A 22,462-nucleotide genomic window follows, 5' to 3' on the forward strand; every position below is an offset into this window, starting at 1 on the left:
GCAACCGCACCACCACCACACCCCCAGAACCGTCGCGGAAACCGCCGCTATGGTCACGCGGTCTACGCCCTGGTGATCGCCCGTCCAGCGACATGGACGCAGCCGTCGACGACCTCCAGCACCACATCGGCGTCCGCCGCCTCGGCAGGCCGATGGGTCACATGGACCACGACCCGATCGGCAAGCACGGCACGCAGGTTGGTGAGGACGCGGTCCGCTGTTGGCACGTCCAGGTGCGCGGTCGGCTCGTCGAGCAGCACGAGGTCCGCATCGGCGAGCAGCGCGCGGGCCAGTGCGATCCGTTGGGCTTCGCCGCCCGAGGTGGCGGTGGCGCGAGCATCCAGGTCGAGCCCGGACAGACCTGCCGTGACCAGCGCGGCGCGGAGTTCGGCGTCGAGAGCGTCCGGTGCAGCGAGGCGCAGGTTTTCCCGGATGCTCGTCGACACCAGCATCGGGTCCTGCGGGCACCACGCGACCTGGTCCGGACGGCTGATCAAGCCGCGCTCCGGCGTCAGGAAGCCGAGCAGCAACGCGACCAATGTCGACTTACCCGCGCCGGACGGCCCGACCACCGCGACGTGCGTACCCGGAGCAAGCACGAGATCGACCCCGCGCAATGCCGGTGACATCGCCCCTGGCCAGCGCGCATCCACGCCTGCCAACCGGACCTCGCTCGAATGGAGCAGCGGCGTCCCAGTCGGAGTGGGACGAGCCGATTCCAGGGTCATCACGCGGGCGTGCGCCGAGCGCAGGGCCGACAGGTGGGTCACGGCCGGAGGCACCAGCGCCAGCGCCTCTGCCAGGGCCAACGGCACCAGTGCGACGATCGGGACCAGCACCGGGTCCAGGCCCGCCCGGATCGCAACCACCGTGCTGACCAGCGTGGCCATCCCCAGCGCCAGCGTGATCAGGGCGTGGCCCGCGCCTGCTCCGAACGCCTGTCGCCGGGTGCGGCTGGCGAGATCGGCGTCGGCCGCAGCAAGGACTTCCCGATGCGCGGTGTGCTTGCCGAACGCGATCAGGTCGGCCGCGCCCGCCACCAGCGTCAACACCCCGGCCGCCACGGTCCGCTTCCCCTCGGCAAGAGCGAGGCTCGCCCGACGCTCGGCCACCAAGGCCAGCAGCGGAGCGCCCAGTCCGGCAATCACCACCGCCACGGCCAGCACAGCCCCAGCCGCAGGCAGGATCGCGGTCTGGATCGCCACGGCGGCGACGCTCGCGCCCAGTGCCACCAGTGGCGGCACCAGTACCCGGGGCGTCAGGTCGCGCACGGTGTCGACGTCGTCCACCAGCCTGCGCAGGCCCTCACCCCGGCGCAGCCCGAGCGTGCGCGCCGGGCCGAGCCGGACCAGCGCCTCCCACAGCCGAACCCGCAGGTCGGTCGCGGTGCGGAAAGCAGCGTCATGCACGACAAGCCGCTCGCCATAGCGCAGACCGGCGCGGGCGAGGCCGAACGTCCGCACGCCGACGACGGCTACCGACAGGGTCAGGATCGGTGGCTGCTGGGCCGCCTTGGCGATCAACCACGCTGACAGCGCCGACAGCACCACCCCGCACACCAGCGCGGCTGCCCCCAGTGCCGCGCCCGCGAGCAACCGGGGCGTGACGAGCCCGCGCAGGCCTCGAATCGGCGTCTCGCGCTCCCCCGCGACCTCGACCGCCGCCCGCTCCCCGACCGCCCCGGGCACGTCGTCGACGGTCCGGTGGGTGGCCAGCACGACCGCGACCCCCCGGTGCGCGGCGTGCTGGACCACCCCCATCACCCGCGCGGCCGTCGCCGGATCGAGGTGCGCGGTGGGCTCGTCGAGCAACAACAACCTGGTCCCCGGCCTGCACAACGCGCGCAGCAGCGCCACCCGCTGCCGTTCCCCGGCCGAGAGTTCGACGATCCGCCGCCCCAGCAGATGCGCGATCCCCAGGTCGCTCGCCAGCGAATCGTCCAACTGCGGGCCGACCTCCGCAGCGACCGTCTCCTCGGCGAAGGTGGGTCGCTGCGGCACCCAGGTGACAGTTTGTCGCCACGACGACATATCGACATCAGCCAGCGGCACACCGTCGACCAGGACAGAACCGCTGGTCGGGACAACGAACCCGAGCAGCACACCGAAGGCCGTCGACTTGCCGCTGCCGCTCGGCGAGTCCAGCCGGACGATCTCCCCCGGGCGCACGACCAGCGACAACCCGTCTGGCGCGAACCCGTCACGCCGCCGCACCCGCAGGTCAGCGACCCGCAGCTCGGCGAAGCCGTCGACGACCCGACCGCCGGTCGACCCGGCAGGCACGGGCACGTCGGCGATCCGGCGGACCGCCTCCAACCCGTCCTCGCTCGCGTGGTGCGCCGCCCCCGCCGCGCGCAGCGGGAGGTAGCACTCGGGCACCACGATGAGCACGAACAACCCCACCGCCAGCGTCAGGTCACCTGAGACCAGCCGCACCCCGATCACCACCGCGACCAGCGCGACCGACAGCGTGGCGATCAGCTCCAGGGCGAACGCCGAGGAGAACGCCACCCGCAGCACGCCCAGCGTCCCCCGCCGGTGCGCCTCCGACACCGCCCGCACGGTCTCCCCCTGCGTGGACGCCCGCCGGAACGCGGTCAGCACCGGCAGGGCGCGGACCAACTCCAGCAGGTTCCCCGACAGCCGCTCGGTCGCCGCGGCCGCAGGACCCACCTTGTCCTGGGTGTAGCGGCCGATCACGATGGCGAACAACGGGATGAGCGGCACGGTCAAGGCGACCACCACCGCCGACGGCCAGTCCACGAAGAGGATCACCGCACCCACCCCGAGCGGGGTGATCGCGGCGGTCACCAGCGCGGGCAGGTAGGTGCCGAAGTAGGCGTCGAGCGCGTCCAGGCCCTTGGTGGCCAACGCGGTCAGCTCGCCCGGTCCGCGCTCGTCGATCCACTCCGGACCGTTCGCCAGCGATCGGTCCAACAGCAGTCCGCGCAACTCGGCCTTCGCGCAGGCCGCCGCGCGGGCCGCGACCACCTGGGTTGCCCAGCCGAGCAGCGCCCGAGCCACGACCGCCCCGGCCAGGACGGCCAGCGCCGTCCCGGTGAAGTCGGTCAGCGCCTCGGCGAGCGCCCAGGCCTGGACGACGACGGCGAGCGCGGTGGCCGCGGCGAGGAGGCCGCAGCAGGCCAGTGCCCGGCGCGCCGACGGGGACAACCCCGGCAGCGCGCCGAGCGGGCCCCTCCCGGGCCGACTGGCGGGTCGAGACCGCCCGGGAGAGCTTGCGGTGTTCACGGCACCCGCACCGACGGGATGTGCGCACGGCTGATGCGCTTGCGGAACACCCAGTACGTCCAGCCCTGGTAGATCAGCACGGCCGGGGTCCCGAACAGCGCCACCCAGCTCATCACCGTGAGCGTGTACGGGCTCGACGCGGCGCCCGCGACCGTCAGCGAGTTCGCCGGGTCCAGGGTGGACGGCAGGACGTCGGGGTAAAGCGAGCCGAACAAGGTCACCACCGAGGCCGCGACGGCCACGCCGAGCGCCGAGAACGCCTGCCCCTCCCGGCCCGCCGCCAGCCGCCACAACGCCACCGCGGCAGCGACCAGCACCAGCACGAGCGGCACCCACGTCCAGCCCGATCCCGAGCGGAGCTGCACGATCACCAGCAGCGCGGCCAGCGGCGCCAGCGCGACCGGCGCCACCCGCAGCGCGAGTCGGCGGGCACGGACACGCAGGCCACCGTCGGTCTTCAGGGCCGTGAACACCGCGCCGTGCACGAGCGCGAACCCGGCGACGGCCAGCGCGCCGAGCAGCGTCTGCCACCCGATCGCGGCGAACGGCGAGCCGACCCGGTCACCGCGCGCGTCCAGCGGCAGGCCGAGCACGTTCCACGACAGCACCAGGCCGACACCCAGCGCGGCCACCCAGGACGCGCCGCAGATGACGCCGTCCCACCAGCGCCGCCAGCGGTCCGAGTCGACCTTGCCGCGGTACTCGAACGCCACGCCTCGGCCGATGAGCGCCACCACGAACAGCAGCAACGGCAGGTAGGCGGAGCTGAACAGCGACGCGTACCAGCCGGGGAAGGCGGCGAAGGTGGCACCGCCCGCGACCAGCAGCCACACCTCGTTGCCGTCCCAGACCGGGCCGATGGTGTTGACCATGACCCGCCGGTCGGTGTCGTCCTCGGCGAGCACCGGCAACAGCATGCCCACACCGAAGTCGAAACCCTCAAGGAAGAGGTAGCCGAGCCAAAGCGTGGCGATAATGCAGAACCAGAGATCCGCGAGTTCCATTATGGACTCCTAGTACGCGAACGCGAGCTGGTCGGCGGTCTTGGTCTCGTCGGGTTTCTCGTCCGGTGGCATGACCCCGGCGACACCCGCTCGCATGTAGCGGGCGATGAGGAAGACCTCGACGACCGCGAGGGCGCCGTAGACGAGCGTCAGCGTGATCAGCGATGTCCACAGCTCACCGGTGGTCAGCCCGGACACCCCCCGCGCGGTGAACATCCACACCCCGTCCACACCGGACGGGTTGGGTGCCACCACGAACGGCTGACGGCCCATCTCGGTGAAGATCCAGCCGAAGCTGTTGGCCAGGAACGGCGTCACGATGCCGAGCAGCGCCAGCCGCGGGAACCACTTGCCCTTCGGGATCCGCTGCCCGCGGGTCAGCCACAGCACGGCCACCGCGCCCAGCGCCGCCAGCGCGCCGAAGCCGATCATCAGCCGGAAGCCCCAGTAGGTGACCGGCAGGTTGGGCACGTAGTCGATGGGCTGACCGGACAGCTCGCCCAACCGGTCGTCCACCGGGTAGTTGGTGCCGTACTTCTCCTGGTATTGGTGCACGAGATCGTCGACGCCGCGCACCTCGGTGCTGAAGTCGTTGTGCGCCAGGAAGGACAGCAGCGCGGGCACGGTGATCGACTTGACGCTCTCGCAGTCCGCCCGGCCGACGTCACCGATGGCGAACACGGAGAAGCCTGCGGGCGACTCGGTGTGGCACAGCGCCTCGGCGGCGGCCATCTTCATCGGCTGCTGCTCGAACATCAGCTTGCCCTGCATGTCCCCGGTGATCGCCAGGGCGGCGAACGCCACTGCGCCGACCCAGCCGCCCAGCCGCACCGAGGCCCGCCACACCGGTCCGTCGTCGTCCCGTCGACGCCACAGGTGCCACGCGCCGATGCCGACCAGGAAGGTGCCTGCGACCGCGAAGCAGCCCGCGATGGTGTGCGGGATGGCGGTCAGCGCGGTGTTGTTGCCCAGCACCGCCCAGATCGACACCAGCCGTGGCCTGCCGTCGACCAGCTCCGCCCCCACCGGGTGCTGCATCCACGAGTTCGCGGCCAGGATGAAGTACGCCGAGGCGATGGTGGCCAGGCTGAACGCCCACGCGCAGGCCAGGTGCACCCGCTTGGACAGCCGGTCCCAGCCGAAGATCCACAGCCCCAGGAAGGTGGACTCCACGAAGAACGCGACCAGGCCCTCCATCGCCAGCGGCGCGCCGAACACGTCGCCGACGAACCGGGAGTACGCGCTCCAGGCCATGCCGAACTGGAACTCCTGCACGATCCCGGTCACCACGCCCATGGCGAAGTTGATCAGCAGCAGCTTGCCCCAGAACTTGGTCATCCGCAGGTACTTCGGGTTCCCCGTGCGCACCCACGCCGTCTGCATGACGGCCACCAGCACCGCAAGACCGATGGTCAGCGGCACCATCAGGAAGTGGTAGACGGTGGTGATCCCGAACTGCCACCGCGCGAGCTGAAGAACGTCCACGTGGAACAGAATCGGCCCGCGCCGGGCACAAGTGCAGTTGCCCGGGTCCTGTTCGCCCGGGACGTAGGTCCCGTGAGCGGGCCCACGTGTCGGCCGGGCGTTGTCGCGGTTAGGATTGTCGGGCCTGAGGGGAGTAGTTCCGACGGGTCGCGCTGCGACTCCGGCGGGGCCATCGACATACTGACTCCGCAACAACAGCGGCGTCCGGTGCCCCACCCGCGTTTCCCACGCGGGCGAACGAGACCTCCGGCCGGGTTGGCTCATGCCCGGTCGGGGACAAGCTCGCCTTCCTCCGTCCGGGCCCGGACTAGAGGACTGAAGTGGCAACTCCTTTGCTCGCCTTCGCAGGCGCCTTCGCGCTGATCCTGGCCGTGGAACTACCGGACAAGACGCTGGTGGCCACGCTCATCCTGACCACCCGCTACCGCCCGTTGCCGGTGTTCGTCGGCGTCTGCGCCGCCTTCGCGGTCCAGTGCGTGATCGCCGCCGCGTTCGGCCAGGTGCTGACCCTGCTCCCCGACCGGCTGGTCACGGGCGTCGTCGCGGCGTTGTTCGGGCTCGGCGCGTTCCTGCTGCTGAAGGAAGGCTTCAGCAAGCAGGAGGACGAGCTGGGCGCGACGACCGAGACCGCGCCCGCGGTGTCCTTCCGCCGCGCCGCCCTGACCTCCTTCGGCGTCCTGTTCGCCGCCGAATGGGGCGACGCCTCGCAGATCGCCACCGCGGGCCTGACCGCCCGCTACGGCGAGCCGGTCTGGGTCGGCCTCGGCGCGTGGCTGGCCCTGGTGAGCGTCGCCGGGATCGCCGTGCTGATCGGGCGCAAGATCGCCGACCGGATCAAGCCGCACCTGATCCAGCGGGTGGCAGGCGTGGTCTTCGCGGGCTTCGCGCTGTTCGCCCTCTACGAGACGATCAAGGGCTGACGTCCGCGCGACGCCCAGGCGAATAGGATTCGGGTATGGGCGCTGACCATTATCAGGTCGTCACCACCACCGACTCCACCGATGAGGCGCACCGGCTGGCCGAGGGGATCGTGGCGCGGCGGCTCGGGGCGTGTGTGCACATCGTGCCGATCACCAGTGTGTACCGGTGGGCGGGCGAGGTGACCCGCGAGCCCGAGTGGCGGCTGGTCGTGAAGACCGCCGCCGACCGGGTCGGCACGCTGATCGACTACATCCGCGAGCAGCACAGCTACGACCTGCCCCAGGTCGTAGCCGTCCCGATCGCCGCGGGGAGTCCCGAGTACCTGGACTGGGTGACCGCGGAGACCCGCGGCTGACCCGGTCCTGGTCCCGGTTCGCGGAACGGGGTCAGCGCAGGGCTTCGGCGATGGCGTTGGCGGCGATGACGACCCGGGGGCCGACGGCGGCGCCGTCCAGCGGCTCGAAGGTGACGACGCCGACGCTGGCGCGCAGGTCGGTGACGCCGCGGACCGGGGCGGCGATGCCGTAGGCGCCCGGCTGCAGCTCGCCGACGGTGCCGACCCACGCGGGTTCGTCGGCGCGCAGCGCGATGGCCTTGCCAGCGGCGCCCTTGAACAGCGAGTGTCGGGTGCCCACCCGGTAGGCCACGTGGTAGGTCGTCCAGGAGGGCTCGACCACCGCGATCGCCTGGGCCTCGTCACCGTCGGCCACGGTCAGGTGGGCGGTGGCGCCGACCGCCTCGGCCAGTTCGCGCAGCGCGGGCAGGGCGGCCACCCGCAGCTGCGGGGCCACCTTGGCGGCCAGTTGCAACAGGCCAAGACCCAGCCGGACCTTGGAGCCCTCGCGCCGGACCAGACCGCGGGCCTGCAACGGCACCAGCAGCCGGTACACCGCGGCCCGGCTGGCGCCGATGGCCGTGGCCAGGTCGCTGATCGTGGGGGCCTCGGTGTCCGAGTCGGCCACCGCCTGCAGCAGCGCCAGGCCCCGGTCCAGGGTCAGCGAGCTCTCCTTGGCGACCGTGGGTGACTGGCGCGTCAGTGGGCCGGTCGACCGTATGCCGGGCACCTCAGTCCACCGCCGCCACGATCGTGCCGACGACCTCGGACAGGCCGACCACCGTGCCGTCCGGGCCGGGCGCGGTCGCGGTGATCACGACCGTGTCGCCGTCCTCCAGGAACGTGCGCTCGGTGCCGTCGTCCAGGGTCAGTGGCTCCTTGCCGCTCCAGCTCAGCTCCAGGAACGAACCGCGCTGCCGCTTGTCCGGGCCGGAGACGGTGCCGGAGGCGAACAGGTCGCCGGGGCGCACGGTGGCGCCGTTGACCGTCATGTGCGCCAGCTGCTGGGCACAGGAGAACGACATCTGGGTGAAGTCGGGCCGGGACACCATGGTGCCGTTCCAGACCACCTCCAGCCGGATGTCCAGCCCCCAGTGCGCGTCTTCGACCAGGTAGTCCAGCCGCGGGTGGTCCGGTTCGACGACCGGGACGCGGGCCGCGGCGAACGCCTCCAGCGGGGTGATCCAGGCGCCGATCGAGGTGGCGAAGGACTTGCCGAGGTGCGGGCCGAGCGGCACGTACTCCCAGGCCTGGATGTCGCGGGCGGACCAGTCGTTGACCAGCGCCACGCCGAAGATGTGCTCGGCGGCCGCGGAGGTGGACACCCGGCGGGCGGGCGGGCCGCCGCAGACGAAGCCGACCTCGGCCTCGATGTCCAGCCGCACGCTCGGGCCGAACACCGGGCCCGCGTCGCCCTTGCGCTGGCCGTGCGGGCGCGGGATGTCGGTGCCGGAGACCACGACGGTGCCCGCGCGGCCGTGGTAGCCGACCGGCAGGTGGGTCCAGTTCGGCAACAGCGGCTCGCCGTCCGGGCGGAAGATCCGGCCGACGTTCTCCGCGTGGTGCCGCGAGGAGTAGAAGTCGACGTAGTCGCCGACGGTGAACGGGAGCCGCACCTGTGCGTCCGCCAGCGGCAGCAGCACCGCGCCGTCCGGGGCGGCGGTGGCCGTGACCAGCTCGCGCAGCCGGGCGCGCAGCGCCGACCAGGCGGGCCTGCCCGCGGCCAGCAGCGCGTCCAGCGACTCCGCCGAGACCAGGTCGGCCAGCTCACCGGTGAACTCGTCGGCGATCGGGCGCAGCGGCAGCGCGTGGTCGCCCACCCGCACGGCCACCGACGGGCCGTCGGCGGTCTCCACGACGCCGTAGGGCAGCGTCTGCGGGCCGAACGGGCGGTCGGCGGCGAACGCGGGGTCGTCGATCCAGCTCACAGCAGGCCCAGCCCTTCCAGGTCTTCCACCGGTTCGCTCAGCGAGCACGAGCCGTACGAGCCGAACACCGCGCGCACCGCGTGCGCGGCCTGGTCGGACAGGCCCTTGACCTCCTCGGCCAGCACCGTCCCGTCGGTCTCGGACAGCGCGGCGCGCACGTCGCCGCCCGCGAGCAGCCGGGCGGTGGCGACCAGCAGGTTGAGGAACCCGTGGTGTTCGAAGCCGGTCTCGTGGTCGGTGTGCCGGACCGCGTTGTGCAGGCCCGCGGTGGCCTTGAACGAGGCCTCCCCGGAGCTGATCACCGACAGGAAGTCGGCGACCTCGGCCACGCTGGGGAACGCCTCCCGGCTCAGCCCGCCGCAGCGGATCTTGGGCCAGCTGCCGTGGTCGACCACCCGGCGCACGCCGTCGAGCCACTCCTTGCCGCCCCGGCGCGGCTCCACGACCCGGATGACGTCCTCGGGGACGAACTCGTTGACCCGCTCCAGCCACACGTCGTCGACGTCGCCGGGGGCGGGCATCTCGACCATCCGCAGGGCCAGCAGCTCGGCCCGGGACTCGACGATGGACAGCGCCTTGGGCACACCGCCCAGCCCCGTATCGATCACCAGGGAGAGCGCCACCGGCTTGGCGGGTTTCGCCTTGACCAGTTCGGTGATGAGCTCGGGCAGACGGGACGCCTGGCACAGGAACAGACCCATGACACCCGCGCGGTCGCCCTCCCGGCCTTCGAGGTGCATGCGCACCGCGTCGGGCATGGGCGCGTTGCCGGGCGGGAACAGGGCCGCATCGTCGACAAGCCGCGCGAACAGCGGCGGGATGCCGCGCGGACCGGGCGCTGGGAGGGGAGCTGCGCTTGACACGGCTGACACGCTAGTAGCGTACCGCCAACTGAACAAAGATGTCCGCTGTCCGGACATTTTCGGAGGAGCAATGCCGCACTACCGCGCCGTCGGGGAGATACCCCGCAAACGGCATACCCAGTTCCGCTCACCGGAGGGCAAGCTCTACGCCGAAGAGCTGATGGGCGTGGAAGGCTTCTCCTCCGACTCCGCTCTGCTCTACCACCGCCACCTGCCGACCGCGATCGTGGACGCCCAGGTCGTGGCCGACTTCCGCGGCCCGTTCACGCCCAACCACCCGCTCAAGCCGCGGCACTTCCGCACCCAGGAGCTCAAGTTCGCCGCCGACACCGACGCGGTCACCGGCCGCCGGACGCTGTTCGGCAACGCGGACGTGGTGATCGGCTTCGCGGTGGCCACCGAGCCCAGCCCGCTCTACCGCAACGCGGTCGGCGACGAGCTGTTCTACGTCCAAGGCGGCAGCGGCACGGTGGAGACCGTCTACGGCGCGCTGCGCGTCACCGACGGCGACTACCTGGTGATCCCGACCTCCACCACCTACCGCGTGGTGCCGGACGGCGAGCTCCGGCTCTACATCGTGGAGGCGTCCGGGCACATCGGCCCGCCCAAGCGGTACCTGTCGGCGAAGGGCCAGTTCCTGGAGCACTCGCCGTACTGCGAGCGCGACCAGCGTGGGCCGACCGAGCCGCTGCTGGTCGACGGCGAGGACGTGGACGTGCTGGTCCGGCACCGCGCCGGGCTGACCAGGTTCACCTACGCCAACCACCCGTTCGACGTGGTCGGCTGGGACGGCTGCCTGTACCCGTGGGCGTTCCACATCAGCGACTTCGAGCCGATCACCGGCCGGGTGCACCAGCCGCCGCCGGTACACCAGACGTTCGAGGGCCCGAACTTCGTGGTGTGCTCGTTCATGCCGCGCAAGGTCGACTACCACCCGGACTCGATCCCGGTGCCCTACAACCACGCCAACGTGGACTCGGACGAGCTGATGTTCTACGTCGGTGGAAACTACGAGGCCCGCAAGGGCTCGGGCATCGGCGTCGGCTCGCTGTCACTGCACCCGTCCGGCTTCACGCACGGCCCGCAGCCGGGCGCGGCGGAGGCTTCGATCGGCGCCGACTTCTTCGACGAGACCGCCGTCATGGTGGACACGTTCCGCCCGCTTGAGCTGGGCGAGGCCGCGACGGACAGCGAGGACCCGCGCTACGCGTGGACCTGGAGCAGGCGCGGCCCGGACTGGTCGTGACCGGCGCCCCCGGCGGGGGTCGACCCGCCGGGGGCGTTTCGCCCGAATCCGCCCGGGAATTCAGACTGGTGTCCGAAAGGGATTCACCAACACAATGCGCCACGAGTAGGCATCGGTGTCAGAACGGCAACATCCGGGCGGTGAGGTGATTGATTCCCAATAGGATCCCATTAGGATAACCCGTCGTCATCCCCCACGGCCGCGGGAGAAACGGGCATGAGCTACGCGAGAGAACTGGCGAACCCGTGGGGCGTGCTGCTCGCGGGCAGCTCCACCGCGGTGGCTTTCGCGATTCAGTTGCCCTCCGCGCTGGCGGTCGGGGTCGGCGTGGCCGTCCTCTTGGGCCGGGCGTGGTTCGCCGGGCTGGCTCGGTCCGGGAGTCCGGGCGCCGAGTGGGTGGCGCGGGCGGACGCGGCGGAACAGGAGCTCACCGCGGTCGCCGCCGATTTACCCGACGGGTTGCTGGCCGAGCAGGTGGCGCTGTTGGCGGGCGGGGTGGACGCGGTCGTGCGGACGCTGCGCGAGCTGGCGGTCTACGAGAAGCTGGCCGGGGAGCTGGAGATCGGCGTGGTCGGGTTGGAGAACCTGGTCGCGCGGGTGTGCGAGCTGGCCGCGGTGGACGACCCGGCGTTCGACGACATCATCGACCTGGCCGACCGGCTCGACGACATCCGCGCGGGCGTCGCGCACGCGGCATCGAGCAGCCGCTGATCACCGCTTGGCGGGCAGCCGGGGTCCCTTGGCCAGCAGCGGCGCGAACAGGTCGCCCGGCCCGTCCAACCGGTCCAGCACGTCGTCCGCAGTGAACGTCAGGTCCGCGACGGCGCGGCAGCCAGCCACCTCGGCCCAGGACACCGGGGTCGACACGGTCGGCAGCGGGCGGGCGCGCAGCGAGTACGGCGCGATGGTCGTCTTGTTGGGGCTGTTCTGGCTCCAGTCGATGAAGACTTTCCCAGGACGAAGGTTTTTTGCCATTCTGGACACGACCAGCCTCGGCATTTCCGATTCCAGCCGCTCGGCCAGTTCCTTCGCGTATTCCGAGGTGCGGTCGGGCGATCGGGTGGTGACCGCGGCGTAGAGCTGCATCCCTTTCGAGCCACTGGTTTTCGCGACCGGGTCGAGCCCGTCCGCGGTCAGCAGCTCGCGCAACCGGCAGGCCACCTCGCAGCATTCGACGATCGAGGCGGGCGCGCCCGGGTCAAGGTCGAACACCAGCCGGTCCGGGGGCTGCTTGCCGCCCCGCGGCCCGACTGTCCACTGTGGCACGTGCAGTTCCAGGCCCGCCAGGTTGGCCGCCCAGACCAACGATGGCAGGTCCGGCAGCAGCGCGAAATCCAGCGACTCGGCGCCGGTACTGCTGCCCGGCGTCTCGATGGTGACCGTGCGGATCCACGCGGGCGCGTGCCGGGAGGCGTTCTTCTCGAAGAAGCCGGGTTTGGCGACACCGTCCGGAAAGCGGCGGAAGGTGACCGGCCGGTCTTTCAGGTGCGGTGCGAGCATGGGCGCGACCCGGCGGTAGTAGTCGATCACGTCGGCCTTGGTGAACTCGTCGTCCGGGTAGAGGACCTTGTCCAGGTTGGTGAGGCGGAGGCGTTGGCCCTCGACCTCCACCAGGACCTCATCGGCCATCGTCGGTCCACCCTTCGACATCGGACGGGGACTTGTCGGGGCGCAGGCCGCGCCAGGAGGGGGCGCGCAGCCTGCCGTCCGGGGTCCAGTCGCGGAACACGACCTCCCCGACCAGCGTCGGGCGGACCCAGTGGGCACCGCGGGCGCGTTCGCGGGGAACCTCGTTGTGGAACGGCGGCGTCTTGCGGGCCAGGCGGCGCAGCTTCGCCATGATCGTGTCGAGCATGTCGTCGGTGAACCCGGTGCCGACCTGGCCGACGTAGCGCAGGCCTGCCGGGGACGGGATGCCGAGCATCAGCGAGCCGAACACGCCGCTGCGCCTGCCCTCGCCGGGCCGCCAGCCACCGATGACCACCTCGGCGGCCCGCAGATCGGCGATCTTGACCCACTCCTGGCTGCGGCGGCCGGGGTAGTAGCGGGAGGTCAGGCGCTTGGCGATGATCCCTTCCAACTCCTGCTCGCGCGCGGTCTCCAGCACCGCCGGGCCCTCGCCGGGGTAGCTCGGCGAGGTGTTCCAGTGCGCGCCGCGCAGGGCGAGGTCGACCAGGAGCACGCGGCGCTCGGTGTAGGGGAGGTTCGCGCAGGGGCGGCCGTCGAGGTGCAGCACGTCGAAAACCACGTAGGTGACCGGGAAATCGGCCGCCAAGCGGCGGGTCAGGCGTTCGTCGTCCACGTGCATGCGCTTCTGTAGCGCGGGGAACGAGGGTTTGCCGTTGACGAAGGCGACGATCTCACCGTCCAGCCACACCTGCGTGCTGCCCAGTTCCTCACCGAGCATGCGCAGCTCCGGGTAGGTCGCGGTGATGTCGTTACCCTTGCGGGAGAACAGCCGCAGCCGCCCACCGTCCACGCGGGCCAGTGCGCGGACACCGTCCCATTTGAACTCGTACGCCCAGTCGTCGTCGTCTTCGAGCCGGGGCAACGCGCCCGGACTGGCCAGCATGGGCTCGACGGTGTCGGGCAGCGACACCCAGTCCGAGCGCTGGGGCGGATCGGAGCGGCGGACCATCCAGTCCTTGGCGGACTTGCCGCCGTGGAAGAACGTGTACTTGCCCTGTACGCGCGTGCCCGCGAACACGACGGCCACCTCGCGGTCGCTCCACTTGACCGTCGCGTAGGTGCCGCGGTCCCAGATGACCATCCGGCCGCCGCCGTACTCACCCTTGGGGATCTCGCCCTCGAAGTCGGCGTACTCCATCGGGTGGTCCTCGGTGTGCACGGCCAGCCGGATGTCACCGGGCTCGGTCGGCAGCCCCTTGGGCACCGCCCAGCTGACCAGCACGCCGTCACGCTCCAGCCGCACATCCCAGTGCAGGCGGCTGGCGTGGTGCTCCTGGATCACGAAGGTGTTGTCGGCGCCGCGTGCGGGGTCTTCGGCTGGCACCGGCTCCGGCGTGCGCGCGGCGTCGCGCTTGCGTCGGTACTCACCCAGCCCTGCCATCCGCCCTTGCTACCCGGACCAGCGCGGATCCGCTAGCCCAAGCTATTGAAACGCTGTTACGTAACACTGTAACCTTTCGCCATGCTCACTCTCTCCGACCCCAGCCGCCACCTCGCGGGCGCCGTCCTGCTCACCGTCGTCGGCATCGAGTTCGGCGGCTGGTTCCTCATACGCGTCGCGGGCGGGCAGCAGAAGCTCAGCCCGTTCCAGCAGAAGTTCGCCCGCGCGGGCCACGCGCACGCGGGCGTCCTGGTCACCCTGGGCCTGGTCTGCCTCGTCTTGGCCGACGCCGCCGGACTCACCGGCGCGATCGGGTGGATCTCCCGTATCGGCGTGCCACTGGCCGCCGCGCTGATCTCCGCCGGGTTCTTCTTCTCGTCGATGGGGCGCGGCGAGGTCACCCGGCCGAACAAGCTCATCGCGCTGATCTGGCTCGGCGCGGTGTCACTCGCCGTCGGCGTGGTCTCGATCGGGATCGGCTTGCTCGCTGGCTAGTGGTCCTAGGGCAGCCAGGAGACCTTGCCGCGGAGCAGGGAGTAGCCGACGAAGGCGATGAAGTCGAGCAGGGTGTGCGCGAGGACCAGCGGCCACAGCCGGTTGGTGCGCTGCCACACCCGCCCGAACACCAGACCCATCACCACGTTGCCGATGAACCCGCCGAAGCCCTGGTACAGGTGGTACGAACCGCGCAGGACGGCCGCGCTGAACAGCGACGCGTTCTCGCGCATGCCCAACTGCCGCAGCCTGCTGATCAGGTAGCCGACGACCAGCATCTCCTCGGCCCACGCGTTGGCGGCGGCGAGCAGGGTCAGCACCAGCGGGCGCCACCAGGTGTCGTCCAGTGTGGACGGGGCGACCGCCAGGTTGATCCCGATGGCATGGCTGACCAGGTAGAGCCCGAGGCCCGGCAGGCCGATCAGCGCGGCTAGGCCGACGCCGAGCGCGGCGTCGCGGCCCTTGCGGCGGCCGTCGAGGCCGATGGTCGCCAGGCGCATGCCCGCGCGGTAGAGCAGGTACAGGCCGAGCGCGCCCCACGCGGTCAGCCGCAGCACGCCGACCAGCTGCTTGAGCAGGTCGAGCACGTCCACGTCGGCCTGCGGCACGTTGATCGCCACCGACTGCTGGCTCAGCGCGGTCGGCTGGGCCAGCGCGTCGAGCAGGGACAGCAGGCTGCTCAGCCCGGACAGGCCGAGCGTCACGGTGAAGACGACCAGCAGCTCCAGCCGCACCAACCGCCGCTCGGCCGGGTCGGTGATCAGGTCAGCGCCGGGTGGGGTCGGCGCGAGCCAGGCCCGGAGGTTCACCACCTGCGGAAAGCTACCCGGTCGGCGGGCCACCCGGTCGCACCACTACCCGGTGCGGCGTGCTGCCAGGAACGGGCAGCCGACCAGGCGGCGCAGTTCGGCGCTCAGCTCGGTCGGGGTGTGCACCGGGCGGGAGAACGCCAGCCGCACGTCGTGGTCGGCGTCGATGGCCTCGACGCGCAGCCGCAGGCCGTAGCGGTCCAGGCCGAGTGGGCGCACGTGGCCGCCGCGCAGCTCCTCCGGCAGGTGCCGGACCAGCGCGCCGACCACGTCGGTGTGCGACAGCTCCAGGTGCCGCAGCCAGCCCGCCTCGAACTCGGCGAACGGGTCCGGCCGGGCGGCGGTGAACGCGGGCAGCGCTACCGAGTGCGAGCCCTCGGCGTCGGCCAGCACCAGCGAGGCCGGGTCGAGGCGGAGCAGTTCGGCGCCGTGGCCCACGTCCAGCAGCCGGGGGTCGGGCCGCTCCTCGGCGACCAGCACGGCCAGCGCACGGGCCTCGTCCGCGGCCAGCGCGCGCAGCCAGCCGGTGAGCCACAGCAGGCCGCGGATGGGCTCGCGCAGCGGCACCGGCGCCGGGTCGGCCAGCTCCAGCATCGCCGCCAGCTCGCCGCGCGGGGCCTGCCAGGCGCCCGCGACCAGCTCGTGGTTCGCGGGCAGCAGCACGGCGACGGAGCCGTCGTCGAGCACGTGGTGCAGCAGCGGGTGCACCCGGTCGGTGCGCGCCGACTCCAGGTCCGCGTGGCCGCGGTCGGCGGCGGGCACCAGGGTGGCGCGCCCGCCGAGGGCCGCGATGGTGCGGGCCCGTTCGGCCGGGTGCGGCGCGGGCGGCCGCGGCGCGTCCGATCTGCTCACCGGTCACCTCCTGACTTAGGTCACCCTAACTTGCACCCGCGGTCCGGGGGAAGGCGGCGCGGGCGGATCCCACGAACTGGCTACGCTGCCGGACGGGTCGGACCCGGGAGGGCACATGAGCAAGTCCAGTCAGCGCGAGGCACCGGTCGTCGAACCGCCCACCACGGGCCCGGCGATCGACGACCCCGCCACCACTCGCGCGCTCACCGCGTTGCGCGCGCCCCTGCTCGTCCTCCCCCTCGCCACGGTGGCGCTGGGCGTCCCGGCCATCCTGCTCGCGGTCGCGGACGCGGGCTGGCCGGGTATCGCGGTGCTGACCATAGCGGCCCTGGCCTTCCTGATCACCGCCATGCTCGCGATCTGGCTGTCCGGCCGGTGGATCGGCCCGGCGGGCCGACTGCTCCGCGCCGAGCCGTGGCGACGTGCGTCGGTGCAGGTCTTCCGCGCGGGACGGCGCGGGCTGCCGCGGGCCACGCTGCTGGTGCGCGAGGACGGCAAGCCCCCGCTGCGGCTGGTCGCCACAGCCCTGCCGTGGGCGGCCCAGCAGGTGCTCGCCCGCACCGGCACGGTCTGGTTGGTCGGCCCGGACGACCGCGGCTGGGCGGCGGTCCGCGCGCCCGGCCTGGCGCTGCCGCTGGGACAGGCCCAGGTCGTACCCGGGGAGTCCCGAGGCGAGAACGAGATCACCGTCGAGCAGACCGCCCCGGTGCGGATCCCGCTCGCCGCGGGTGACGCCGTGCTGTCCCGGGTGATCGCGGCTCCGCGCAAGCGTTCGCGCACCGATGTGGTGGCGCCCGGCCTGTTGTTCCTGTTCGCCGTCGTGGTGACCGTCGACCTGATCCGCCGGGGCGTGCAGTCCGATCAGGTGGTGCTGGCCGTCTGCACGTTCGCCGGAACGCTGGCCATCGCGGGCTACCTCGCCTGGCGCGTCGGCAAGCTCCGCTACTGGATCAAGGCCGACCGGCTGCTCGCGGCGGGCCCGTGGACACCGGTGAAAGCCGATTTCCCGAAACCGGCGAAGGTCGGCAAGGTAACCGTCACCGGGCGGGCCACTTTGCCCGGCGGCGATACGGTCGGGGTGACGCTGCCGCGTGCCGGGCACGCTTTGCGCAGCAATATCGCCGCGACCGGGACGCTCTGGGTCGCGGGCCAACCCGGCCCAGGGAAACCGGCGGCGGTGGGAATTCCCGGCTATCCGTTCCTGAATATCGCCACCTTCGATTCGAAATAATTACCGGCCTGCCGGAACCTCGACCGACGAGGCGACACCGCCGCGGACCACTTTGCCGCAACGGATCGCCACTCGGTCGCGGATCTCGGTTAACGAATCATCGGTCCAGGCGGCGATCTATGGCTTTCTTCGCCGTGCGAGCCGCGCACGCACGGCGTTTTCCTTACCCAGTGGCTACCCTCAAGCGCGTGACAGCCCACATCCCCGATGCCGAGCAGCCCGCGCCCGCGCCACGGGTGGACAGCGAGGTCGGACCGCTGCGCACGGTGCTGCTGCACCGGCCGGGCAACGAGCTCAAGCGGCTCACCCCGCGCAACAACGACCAGCTGCTCTTCGACAGCATCCCGTGGGTCGACCGGGCCCAGGACGAGCACGACGCGTTCGCCGACGTGCTCACCGGCCGCGGCGTCGAGGTCATGCGGCTGGCCGACAGCCTGGTGGTGGCGCTGGCCGACGAGCGCGCACACGCCGCCGCGGCGGACACCGCGGTCGACCGGCGCAGGCTGGGCACCGAACTGGCCGACGCACTCCGCGGCTACCTGTCCACCGTGGATGCCAAGGGCCTGGCGGACGTGCTGATGGGCGGCATGACCTTCGAGGAGCTGCCCGCCGCCGAGGGCGCCTCGCTGGTGCGCAAGATGCACCACCCGCATGACTTCGTGGTCGACCCGCTGCCCAACCTGCTGTTCACCCGCGACTCGTCGGTATGGATCGGCGACCGGGTGGCGATCGCCTCGCTGGCCATGCCCGCGCGCGCCAGGGAGACGGCCCTGCTCGACCTGATCTACGCCTACCATCCGCGGTTCCGCTCCGCGGGCCGCGCCTACGGGGCACACTCGGCCCCGGTCGAGGGCGGCGACGTGCTGCTGCTGGCCCCCGGCGTGATCGCCATCGGGGTCGGCGAGCGGACCACCCCGGCAGGCGCGGAGTCGCTGGCCCGCTCGGCGTTCCGGGACGGCCTCGCGCACACCGTGCTGGCCGTGCCGATCGCGCAGGACCGGGCGACCATGCACCTGGACACCGTGTGCACCATGGTCGACCGGGACGCGGTGGTCATGTACCCGGCGGTGCGCGACACCCTGCGCGCCTACGCGCTGCGCCCGGACGCGATGGGCGGCGTGGTGGTCGACGGCCCGGCACCGTTCCTGGAGGCCGCCGCAACGGCGATGGGCATCGACCGGCTGCGCGTGATCGACACCGGCCTGGACCCGGTCACCGCCGAGCGCGAGCAGTGGGACGACGGCAACAACACGCTCGCCGTCGCGCCCGGCGTGGTCGTCGCCTACGAGCGCAACGTGGAGACCAACGCGCGGCTGGAGGACGCGGGCGTCGAGGTGCTCCGGATCAGTGGCTCCGAGCTGGGCACCGGCCGCGGCGGCCCGCGCTGCATGTCCTGCCCGGTCCGCCGGGACGCGCTGTAGCGGGCGTCAAGACAGCAACCAACAGAGGGTGACGAACGCCAACGTGCCGAACGCGATCAGCAACACCGCCGCGGCGGCCGCAGGCCACCGCCAGTCGGACTCCATCCTTGCCACACCTGCCCGTATCCAGATCGAGATGACCGGACGATCCTGCCACCCCTGTCCACCCCGCGCCGGACGAACTCGGTAGCCCGATGCGGTGAATACGAGGGCGATGCGCGCTTAGGAATGCCTAACGACAGTTAGGGGTGCCTAACCTGAAAAAGCATTTCCTAGGCTTGCCTAACGTGATCAAAAGTATCGGATAATCGGGGGAAGAAATGCGCGATCACGGTCCGCTCGGGGTACCTTCACCAGCATGACCTCCAAGTTCCACAAACTCCTCCAGGTGCAGATCCGCAACGAGTTCACGGCCTCGCAGCAGTACGTCGCACTGGCGGTGTGGTTCGACGGGCAAGACCTGCCCCGACTGGCGTCGCACTTCTACCGGCAGTCGCTGGAGGAGCGCAACCACGCCATGATGATCACCCAGTACCTGCTGGACAGCGATGTCCCGGTGACCGTCCCGGGGGTCGACGAGGTCCGCAACGAGTTCGCCGACGCGGTCGAGCTGATCACGCTCGCGCTCCAGCAGGAGCGCGCGGTCACCGACGAGATCGTCAACCTCGCCAAGACCGCCCGCGACGAGGAGGACTACAAGGGCGAGCAGTTCATGCAGTGGTTCCTCAAGGAACAGGTCGAGGAAGTCGCCTCGATGCGCACCCTGCTCAATGTCATCAAGCGGTCCAACGGGAATCTCTTCGACGTGGAGGCGTACCTGGCCCGCGAAAGTGTCGGCGACGAGGGTTCCGACCCGACCGCCCCGCGCGCGGCGGGTGGAACGCTCTAACGCAGCGAACGAAAGGGGGACGGACCACTGTGGTCCGTCCCCCTTTCGTGTCGGCTCAGTCAGCGGTGCGCGAGCGAGTCCGGGAGGGTGAAGGTGTCGTCCGGGTTCGGCGGGAAGTCGTGCACCGCCACCACGGCCGCGGCCGGGATCGGGCCGTACACGTGCGGGAACCACGGTCCACCCGGGACCGGTGGCGCGCCGGGCTCCCAGCGCACCGGCGCGTCCACTTTGGACGGATCAATCTCCAGTAGCACCAGGTCCGCGCGGCCCGCGTAGATACGGTCGGCGGGCAGGTGCACGGTACCCGGGTCGGAGCAGTGCACGAAGCCCTCGGTGGCCAGGCTCGGCGGGCGCACCTCGGCCGCGGGCCAGTCCGACCGGGCCAGGATGTGCAGGATCACCGGATCGTGATCTGCCGACCGAGCAGGCCGTCCCTGGCCCGCCGCTCCTCGCCGGTCAGCGGCTCGTCGGCGAGCGAGGCCAGGGCCGCGTCCAGCCGGGTGCCGAGCTGCTCGACGGCCTCGGTCCATTCCCGGGCGTGCGACTCGCGGTCGAGGTCCCACACCGGGACGAGCAGGCCGTGCGCGCGGAATGAGCCCGCGTAGCGGGAGCCCTCGCCAAGGCCGAGCTCGCCGCGGGCGTGCAGCCGGGCCAGCGCGGCCAGCAGCTGCTCCTCCGGCTCCGGGCGGACCCAGCGCAGGTGCGCCCGCTCGCCCGCGTCCACCCAGTAGGCGGCCGGGCCGATGCGCTCGGTAGGCAGGATGGCGCTGTTCGCCCGTTCGAGGGACACCGCCACCTCGCCGCTCGGCTCGCTGCCCTCCGGCATCCACCAGGCGAAGTCGTCGTGCACCAGCACGTCCAGATCGGCGTCGAGGTCCACCAGGTCCTGCAGCCGCTCCGGCTTGTCACCCGGATCGGTGTCCGGGCCGACCACGCCGAGCACGTCGCCCGGCTTCGCGGTCAGCGCCCAGCGCACCGCGCGGGCCAAGTCCCGGCTGACGTCGCTGGACCTGGTCTGGACCTGCAGGCCGACATAGGCGACGCCGTCGGCACGGATCAGCGCGGCGGCCGCCATCGGCAGCACGGTGGCCAGCGTGATCTCGCGGTCGCCACTGGTCAGCGGCAGCACGGCGGTGCCGGACGGCACGAACTCGCGCAGCGCGATCAGCTCCCGCTCGGCGGCCAGGCCGTCGAACGGCCGGGCGACCGGGATGTCCACCGCGCCGTCGGCCGACCCGTGGCAGGCCTTGTAGCGCTTGCCCGACCCGCACGGGCAGGGCTGGCGCGGGCCGATGCCGGAGGCGTCCGCGGGCTTGGCCTTGCGGGCGTGCTTCACAGCGGATCGCCTGGACATCTGCGAACTCCTCACTCGGTGCCGAGAGCGGTGCGGACGAACGCTACCCATTCGGACGCCATCCGGTTTCACCACCCCCGCGTCCGGCCCAGAATGGGCACCGCTGGCGGAAGGAGAGCCGTGACCTTCGATCCCACCGACCCGGCGTTCATCGCCGACCCCTATCCCGCCTTCGCCGAGCTGCGCGCCCAAGGCGGGGTCCACTGGCACGAGAAACTCGGCCTGCCGGTCGCGGTATCGCACGCGGCCTGCTCGGCCGTGCTCCGCGAACGGGGCCTGGGCAGGCTGTGGCGCGACAAGGAACCGGTGACCGCGTTCGCCGCGTTCAACGCCCTGCACCGCGACTCACTGCTGGAGAACGAGCCACCCAAACACACCCGACTGCGCAAGCTGATCTCCGCCGCGTTCGGCCGCGGGCACACCGAGCGGCTGCGGCCCCGGGTGCAGGAACTGGCCCATCGCATGGTGGCGGACCTGGCGGCGGGTATCGCCGCGGACGGGTCAGCCGACCTGCTCGCCCATGTGGCAGGCCCACTGCCGGTCGAGGTGATCGGCGAGCTGCTGGGCGTCCCGGAGGAAGATCGGCCGCGGTTGCAGCCGTGGTCCAACACGATCGTGAAGATGTACGAGTACGGCCTGCCCCCGGACCGTGCCGCGGCGGCCGAGAACGCGGCCCGGGAGTTCGCCGACTACCTGCGCGAACTCGCCGCCCGCCGGGCCGTGGAACCGGGTGCGGACCTGATCACCGACCTGGTCGCGGTCCGCGACGGCACCGACCGCCTGACCGCGGACGAACTGGTGGCCACCGGCGTGCTGCTGCTGATGGCGGGGCACGAGGCGACGGTGAACGTGATCGGCAACGGCGTCCTCGCCCTGCTCCACCACCGCGACCAGTGGGACCGCCTGGCCGCCGATCCCGGGCTGCTGCCCACCGCCGTCGAGGAGCTGATCCGCTTCGACGCACCCCTGCAGCTGTTCGAGCGCACCGCCACCGCCCGGGTGGAGATCTCGGGTCATGTCGTCGAACCCGGCACCAAGATCGCCGCCCTGCTCGGTGCCGCCGCCCGCGACCCGCTGGCCTTCCCCGACCCCGACCGCCTGGACCTGGCCCGCTCCCCCAACCCCCATCTCGGCTTCGGCGCGGGCATCCATTACTGCGTCGGCGCCCCGCTGGCCAGGGTGGAGGTGGCGGCGGCGTTGCGTGCCCTGACCGAACGGCTCCCCGATCTCCGCCTCGCCACCGAACCCGAACGCAGACCCGAGTTCGTCATCCGCGGTCTCCGGGCACTGCCGGTCGGCTGACCGTGCAACC

The 22,462-nt window shown here is 71.7% G+C and carries 21 protein-coding genes; 9 read left to right on the plus strand and 12 right to left on the minus strand.

Going from position 1 to position 22,462, the window contains the following annotated elements:
- Positions 1 to 62: 62 nt before the first annotated feature.
- The 3 genes from cydD to C503_RS0117305 form a co-directional block, all read right to left on the minus strand.
- The gene (gene cydD, locus C503_RS0117295; RefSeq protein WP_018683476.1) at positions 63 to 3,170 is read right to left on the minus strand and encodes a thiol reductant ABC exporter subunit CydD; all 3,108 of its coding nucleotides are present in this window, start codon (positions 3,168 to 3,170) and stop codon (positions 63 to 65) included.
- 74 nt (positions 3,171 to 3,244) lie between these two features.
- On the minus strand, positions 3,245 to 4,252 hold the full coding sequence (cydB, locus tag C503_RS0117300; protein ID WP_018683477.1) for a cytochrome d ubiquinol oxidase subunit II: 1,008 nt from the start codon (positions 4,250 to 4,252) through the stop codon (positions 3,245 to 3,247).
- 9 nt (positions 4,253 to 4,261) lie between these two features.
- Positions 4,262 to 5,737, minus strand: a complete 1,476-nt coding sequence (locus C503_RS0117305) for a cytochrome ubiquinol oxidase subunit I (protein ID WP_018683478.1) — start codon at positions 5,735 to 5,737, stop codon at positions 4,262 to 4,264.
- Between the two features lie 320 nt (positions 5,738 to 6,057).
- On the opposite strand from C503_RS0117305, the gene C503_RS0117310 reads away from it, so the two are divergent.
- Positions 6,058 to 6,657, plus strand: coding sequence for a TMEM165/GDT1 family protein (locus C503_RS0117310; protein WP_245572505.1), 600 nt, complete (start codon positions 6,058 to 6,060; stop codon positions 6,655 to 6,657).
- A gap of 35 nt (positions 6,658 to 6,692) precedes the next feature.
- A complete protein-coding gene (cutA, locus tag C503_RS0117315; RefSeq protein ID WP_018683480.1) occupies positions 6,693 to 7,013 on the plus strand; it encodes a divalent-cation tolerance protein CutA in 321 nt (106 codons plus the stop codon).
- A gap of 31 nt (positions 7,014 to 7,044) precedes the next feature.
- Here the strand turns inward: cutA and C503_RS0117320 are convergent, their stop codons facing one another.
- From C503_RS0117320 to C503_RS0117330, 3 genes are read right to left on the minus strand one after another with little or no spacing between them, the layout of a single operon-like run.
- Entirely contained in the window at positions 7,045 to 7,722 is a 678-nt protein-coding gene (locus C503_RS0117320; protein WP_018683481.1) for a helix-turn-helix domain-containing protein, read from the minus strand.
- A 1-nt stretch (position 7,723) separates the two neighbouring features.
- Positions 7,724 to 8,920, minus strand: a complete 1,197-nt coding sequence (gene fahA, locus C503_RS0117325; RefSeq protein WP_018683482.1) for a fumarylacetoacetase — start codon at positions 8,918 to 8,920, stop codon at positions 7,724 to 7,726.
- A complete protein-coding gene (locus tag C503_RS0117330; RefSeq protein WP_281170515.1) occupies positions 8,917 to 9,783 on the minus strand; it encodes a DUF488 family protein in 867 nt (288 codons plus the stop codon). The genes fahA and C503_RS0117330 overlap by 4 nt, the downstream gene beginning before the upstream one ends.
- A 70-nt stretch (positions 9,784 to 9,853) precedes the next feature.
- On the opposite strand from C503_RS0117330, the gene C503_RS0117335 reads away from it, so the two are divergent.
- Positions 9,854 to 11,029, plus strand: a complete 1,176-nt coding sequence (locus tag C503_RS0117335; RefSeq protein ID WP_018683484.1) for a homogentisate 1,2-dioxygenase — start codon at positions 9,854 to 9,856, stop codon at positions 11,027 to 11,029.
- 216 nt (positions 11,030 to 11,245) lie between these two features.
- Positions 11,246 to 11,740 (plus strand): hypothetical protein, encoded by a 495-nt coding sequence (locus C503_RS43385; RefSeq protein ID WP_018683485.1) that lies wholly within the window; start codon positions 11,246 to 11,248, stop codon positions 11,738 to 11,740.
- On the opposite strand, the gene ligD (C503_RS0117345) is transcribed toward C503_RS43385, so the two are convergent.
- The gene (gene ligD / locus C503_RS0117345) at positions 11,741 to 12,658 is read right to left on the minus strand and encodes a non-homologous end-joining DNA ligase (protein WP_018683486.1); all 918 of its coding nucleotides are present in this window, start codon (positions 12,656 to 12,658) and stop codon (positions 11,741 to 11,743) included. It abuts the gene before it with no gap.
- The gene (ligD, locus tag C503_RS0117350; protein WP_018683487.1) at positions 12,648 to 14,099 is read right to left on the minus strand and encodes a non-homologous end-joining DNA ligase; all 1,452 of its coding nucleotides are present in this window, start codon (positions 14,097 to 14,099) and stop codon (positions 12,648 to 12,650) included. Before ligD (C503_RS0117350) ends, ligD (C503_RS0117345) begins: the two co-directional genes overlap by 11 nt.
- Before the next feature lie 81 nt (positions 14,100 to 14,180).
- Here ligD (C503_RS0117350) and C503_RS0117355 point away from each other — a divergent pair, with 81 nt between their 5' ends.
- Positions 14,181 to 14,594 (plus strand): hypothetical protein, encoded by a 414-nt coding sequence (locus C503_RS0117355; RefSeq protein WP_018683488.1) that lies wholly within the window; start codon positions 14,181 to 14,183, stop codon positions 14,592 to 14,594.
- A 5-nt stretch (positions 14,595 to 14,599) separates the two neighbouring features.
- On the opposite strand, the gene C503_RS0117360 is transcribed toward C503_RS0117355, so the two are convergent.
- Together C503_RS0117360 and C503_RS0117365 are read right to left on the minus strand one after the other, a co-directional pair.
- Positions 14,600 to 15,406, minus strand: a complete 807-nt coding sequence (locus tag C503_RS0117360; protein ID WP_018683489.1) for a CPBP family intramembrane glutamic endopeptidase — start codon at positions 15,404 to 15,406, stop codon at positions 14,600 to 14,602.
- Between the two features lie 42 nt (positions 15,407 to 15,448).
- On the minus strand, positions 15,449 to 16,255 hold the full coding sequence (locus C503_RS0117365; RefSeq protein WP_018683490.1) for a DUF2470 domain-containing protein: 807 nt from the start codon (positions 16,253 to 16,255) through the stop codon (positions 15,449 to 15,451).
- Between the two features lie 115 nt (positions 16,256 to 16,370).
- Here C503_RS0117365 and C503_RS0117370 point away from each other — a divergent pair, with 115 nt between their 5' ends.
- The 3 genes from C503_RS0117370 (at position 16,371) to C503_RS0117385 (ending at position 19,796) form a co-directional block, all read left to right on the plus strand.
- Complete coding sequence (locus C503_RS0117370; protein ID WP_018683491.1) at positions 16,371 to 17,486, plus strand: hypothetical protein; 1,116 nt, start codon at positions 16,371 to 16,373, stop codon at positions 17,484 to 17,486.
- A 236-nt stretch (positions 17,487 to 17,722) separates the two neighbouring features.
- On the plus strand, positions 17,723 to 18,907 hold the full coding sequence (locus C503_RS0117375; RefSeq protein WP_018683492.1) for an arginine deiminase: 1,185 nt from the start codon (positions 17,723 to 17,725) through the stop codon (positions 18,905 to 18,907).
- A gap of 358 nt (positions 18,908 to 19,265) precedes the next feature.
- The gene (locus tag C503_RS0117385; RefSeq protein ID WP_018683494.1) at positions 19,266 to 19,796 is read left to right on the plus strand and encodes a ferritin; all 531 of its coding nucleotides are present in this window, start codon (positions 19,266 to 19,268) and stop codon (positions 19,794 to 19,796) included.
- A gap of 59 nt (positions 19,797 to 19,855) precedes the next feature.
- Here the strand turns inward: C503_RS0117385 and C503_RS0117390 are convergent, their stop codons facing one another.
- The gene (locus C503_RS0117390) at positions 19,856 to 20,197 is read right to left on the minus strand and encodes a DUF952 domain-containing protein (RefSeq protein WP_018683495.1); all 342 of its coding nucleotides are present in this window, start codon (positions 20,195 to 20,197) and stop codon (positions 19,856 to 19,858) included.
- The gene (locus C503_RS0117395) at positions 20,194 to 21,150 is read right to left on the minus strand and encodes a DUF5926 family protein (RefSeq protein WP_026316407.1); all 957 of its coding nucleotides are present in this window, start codon (positions 21,148 to 21,150) and stop codon (positions 20,194 to 20,196) included. Before C503_RS0117395 ends, C503_RS0117390 begins: the two co-directional genes overlap by 4 nt.
- Positions 21,151 to 21,243: 93 nt before the next feature.
- Here C503_RS0117395 and C503_RS0117400 point away from each other — a divergent pair, with 93 nt between their 5' ends.
- Entirely contained in the window at positions 21,244 to 22,452 is a 1,209-nt protein-coding gene (locus tag C503_RS0117400) for a cytochrome P450 (RefSeq protein WP_033400699.1), read from the plus strand.
- Positions 22,453 to 22,462 lie beyond the last annotated feature (10 nt).

The sequence above is a fragment of the Actinokineospora enzanensis DSM 44649 genome, from assembly GCF_000374445.1.
Taxonomy (GTDB): domain Bacteria; phylum Actinomycetota; class Actinomycetes; order Mycobacteriales; family Pseudonocardiaceae; genus Actinokineospora; species Actinokineospora enzanensis.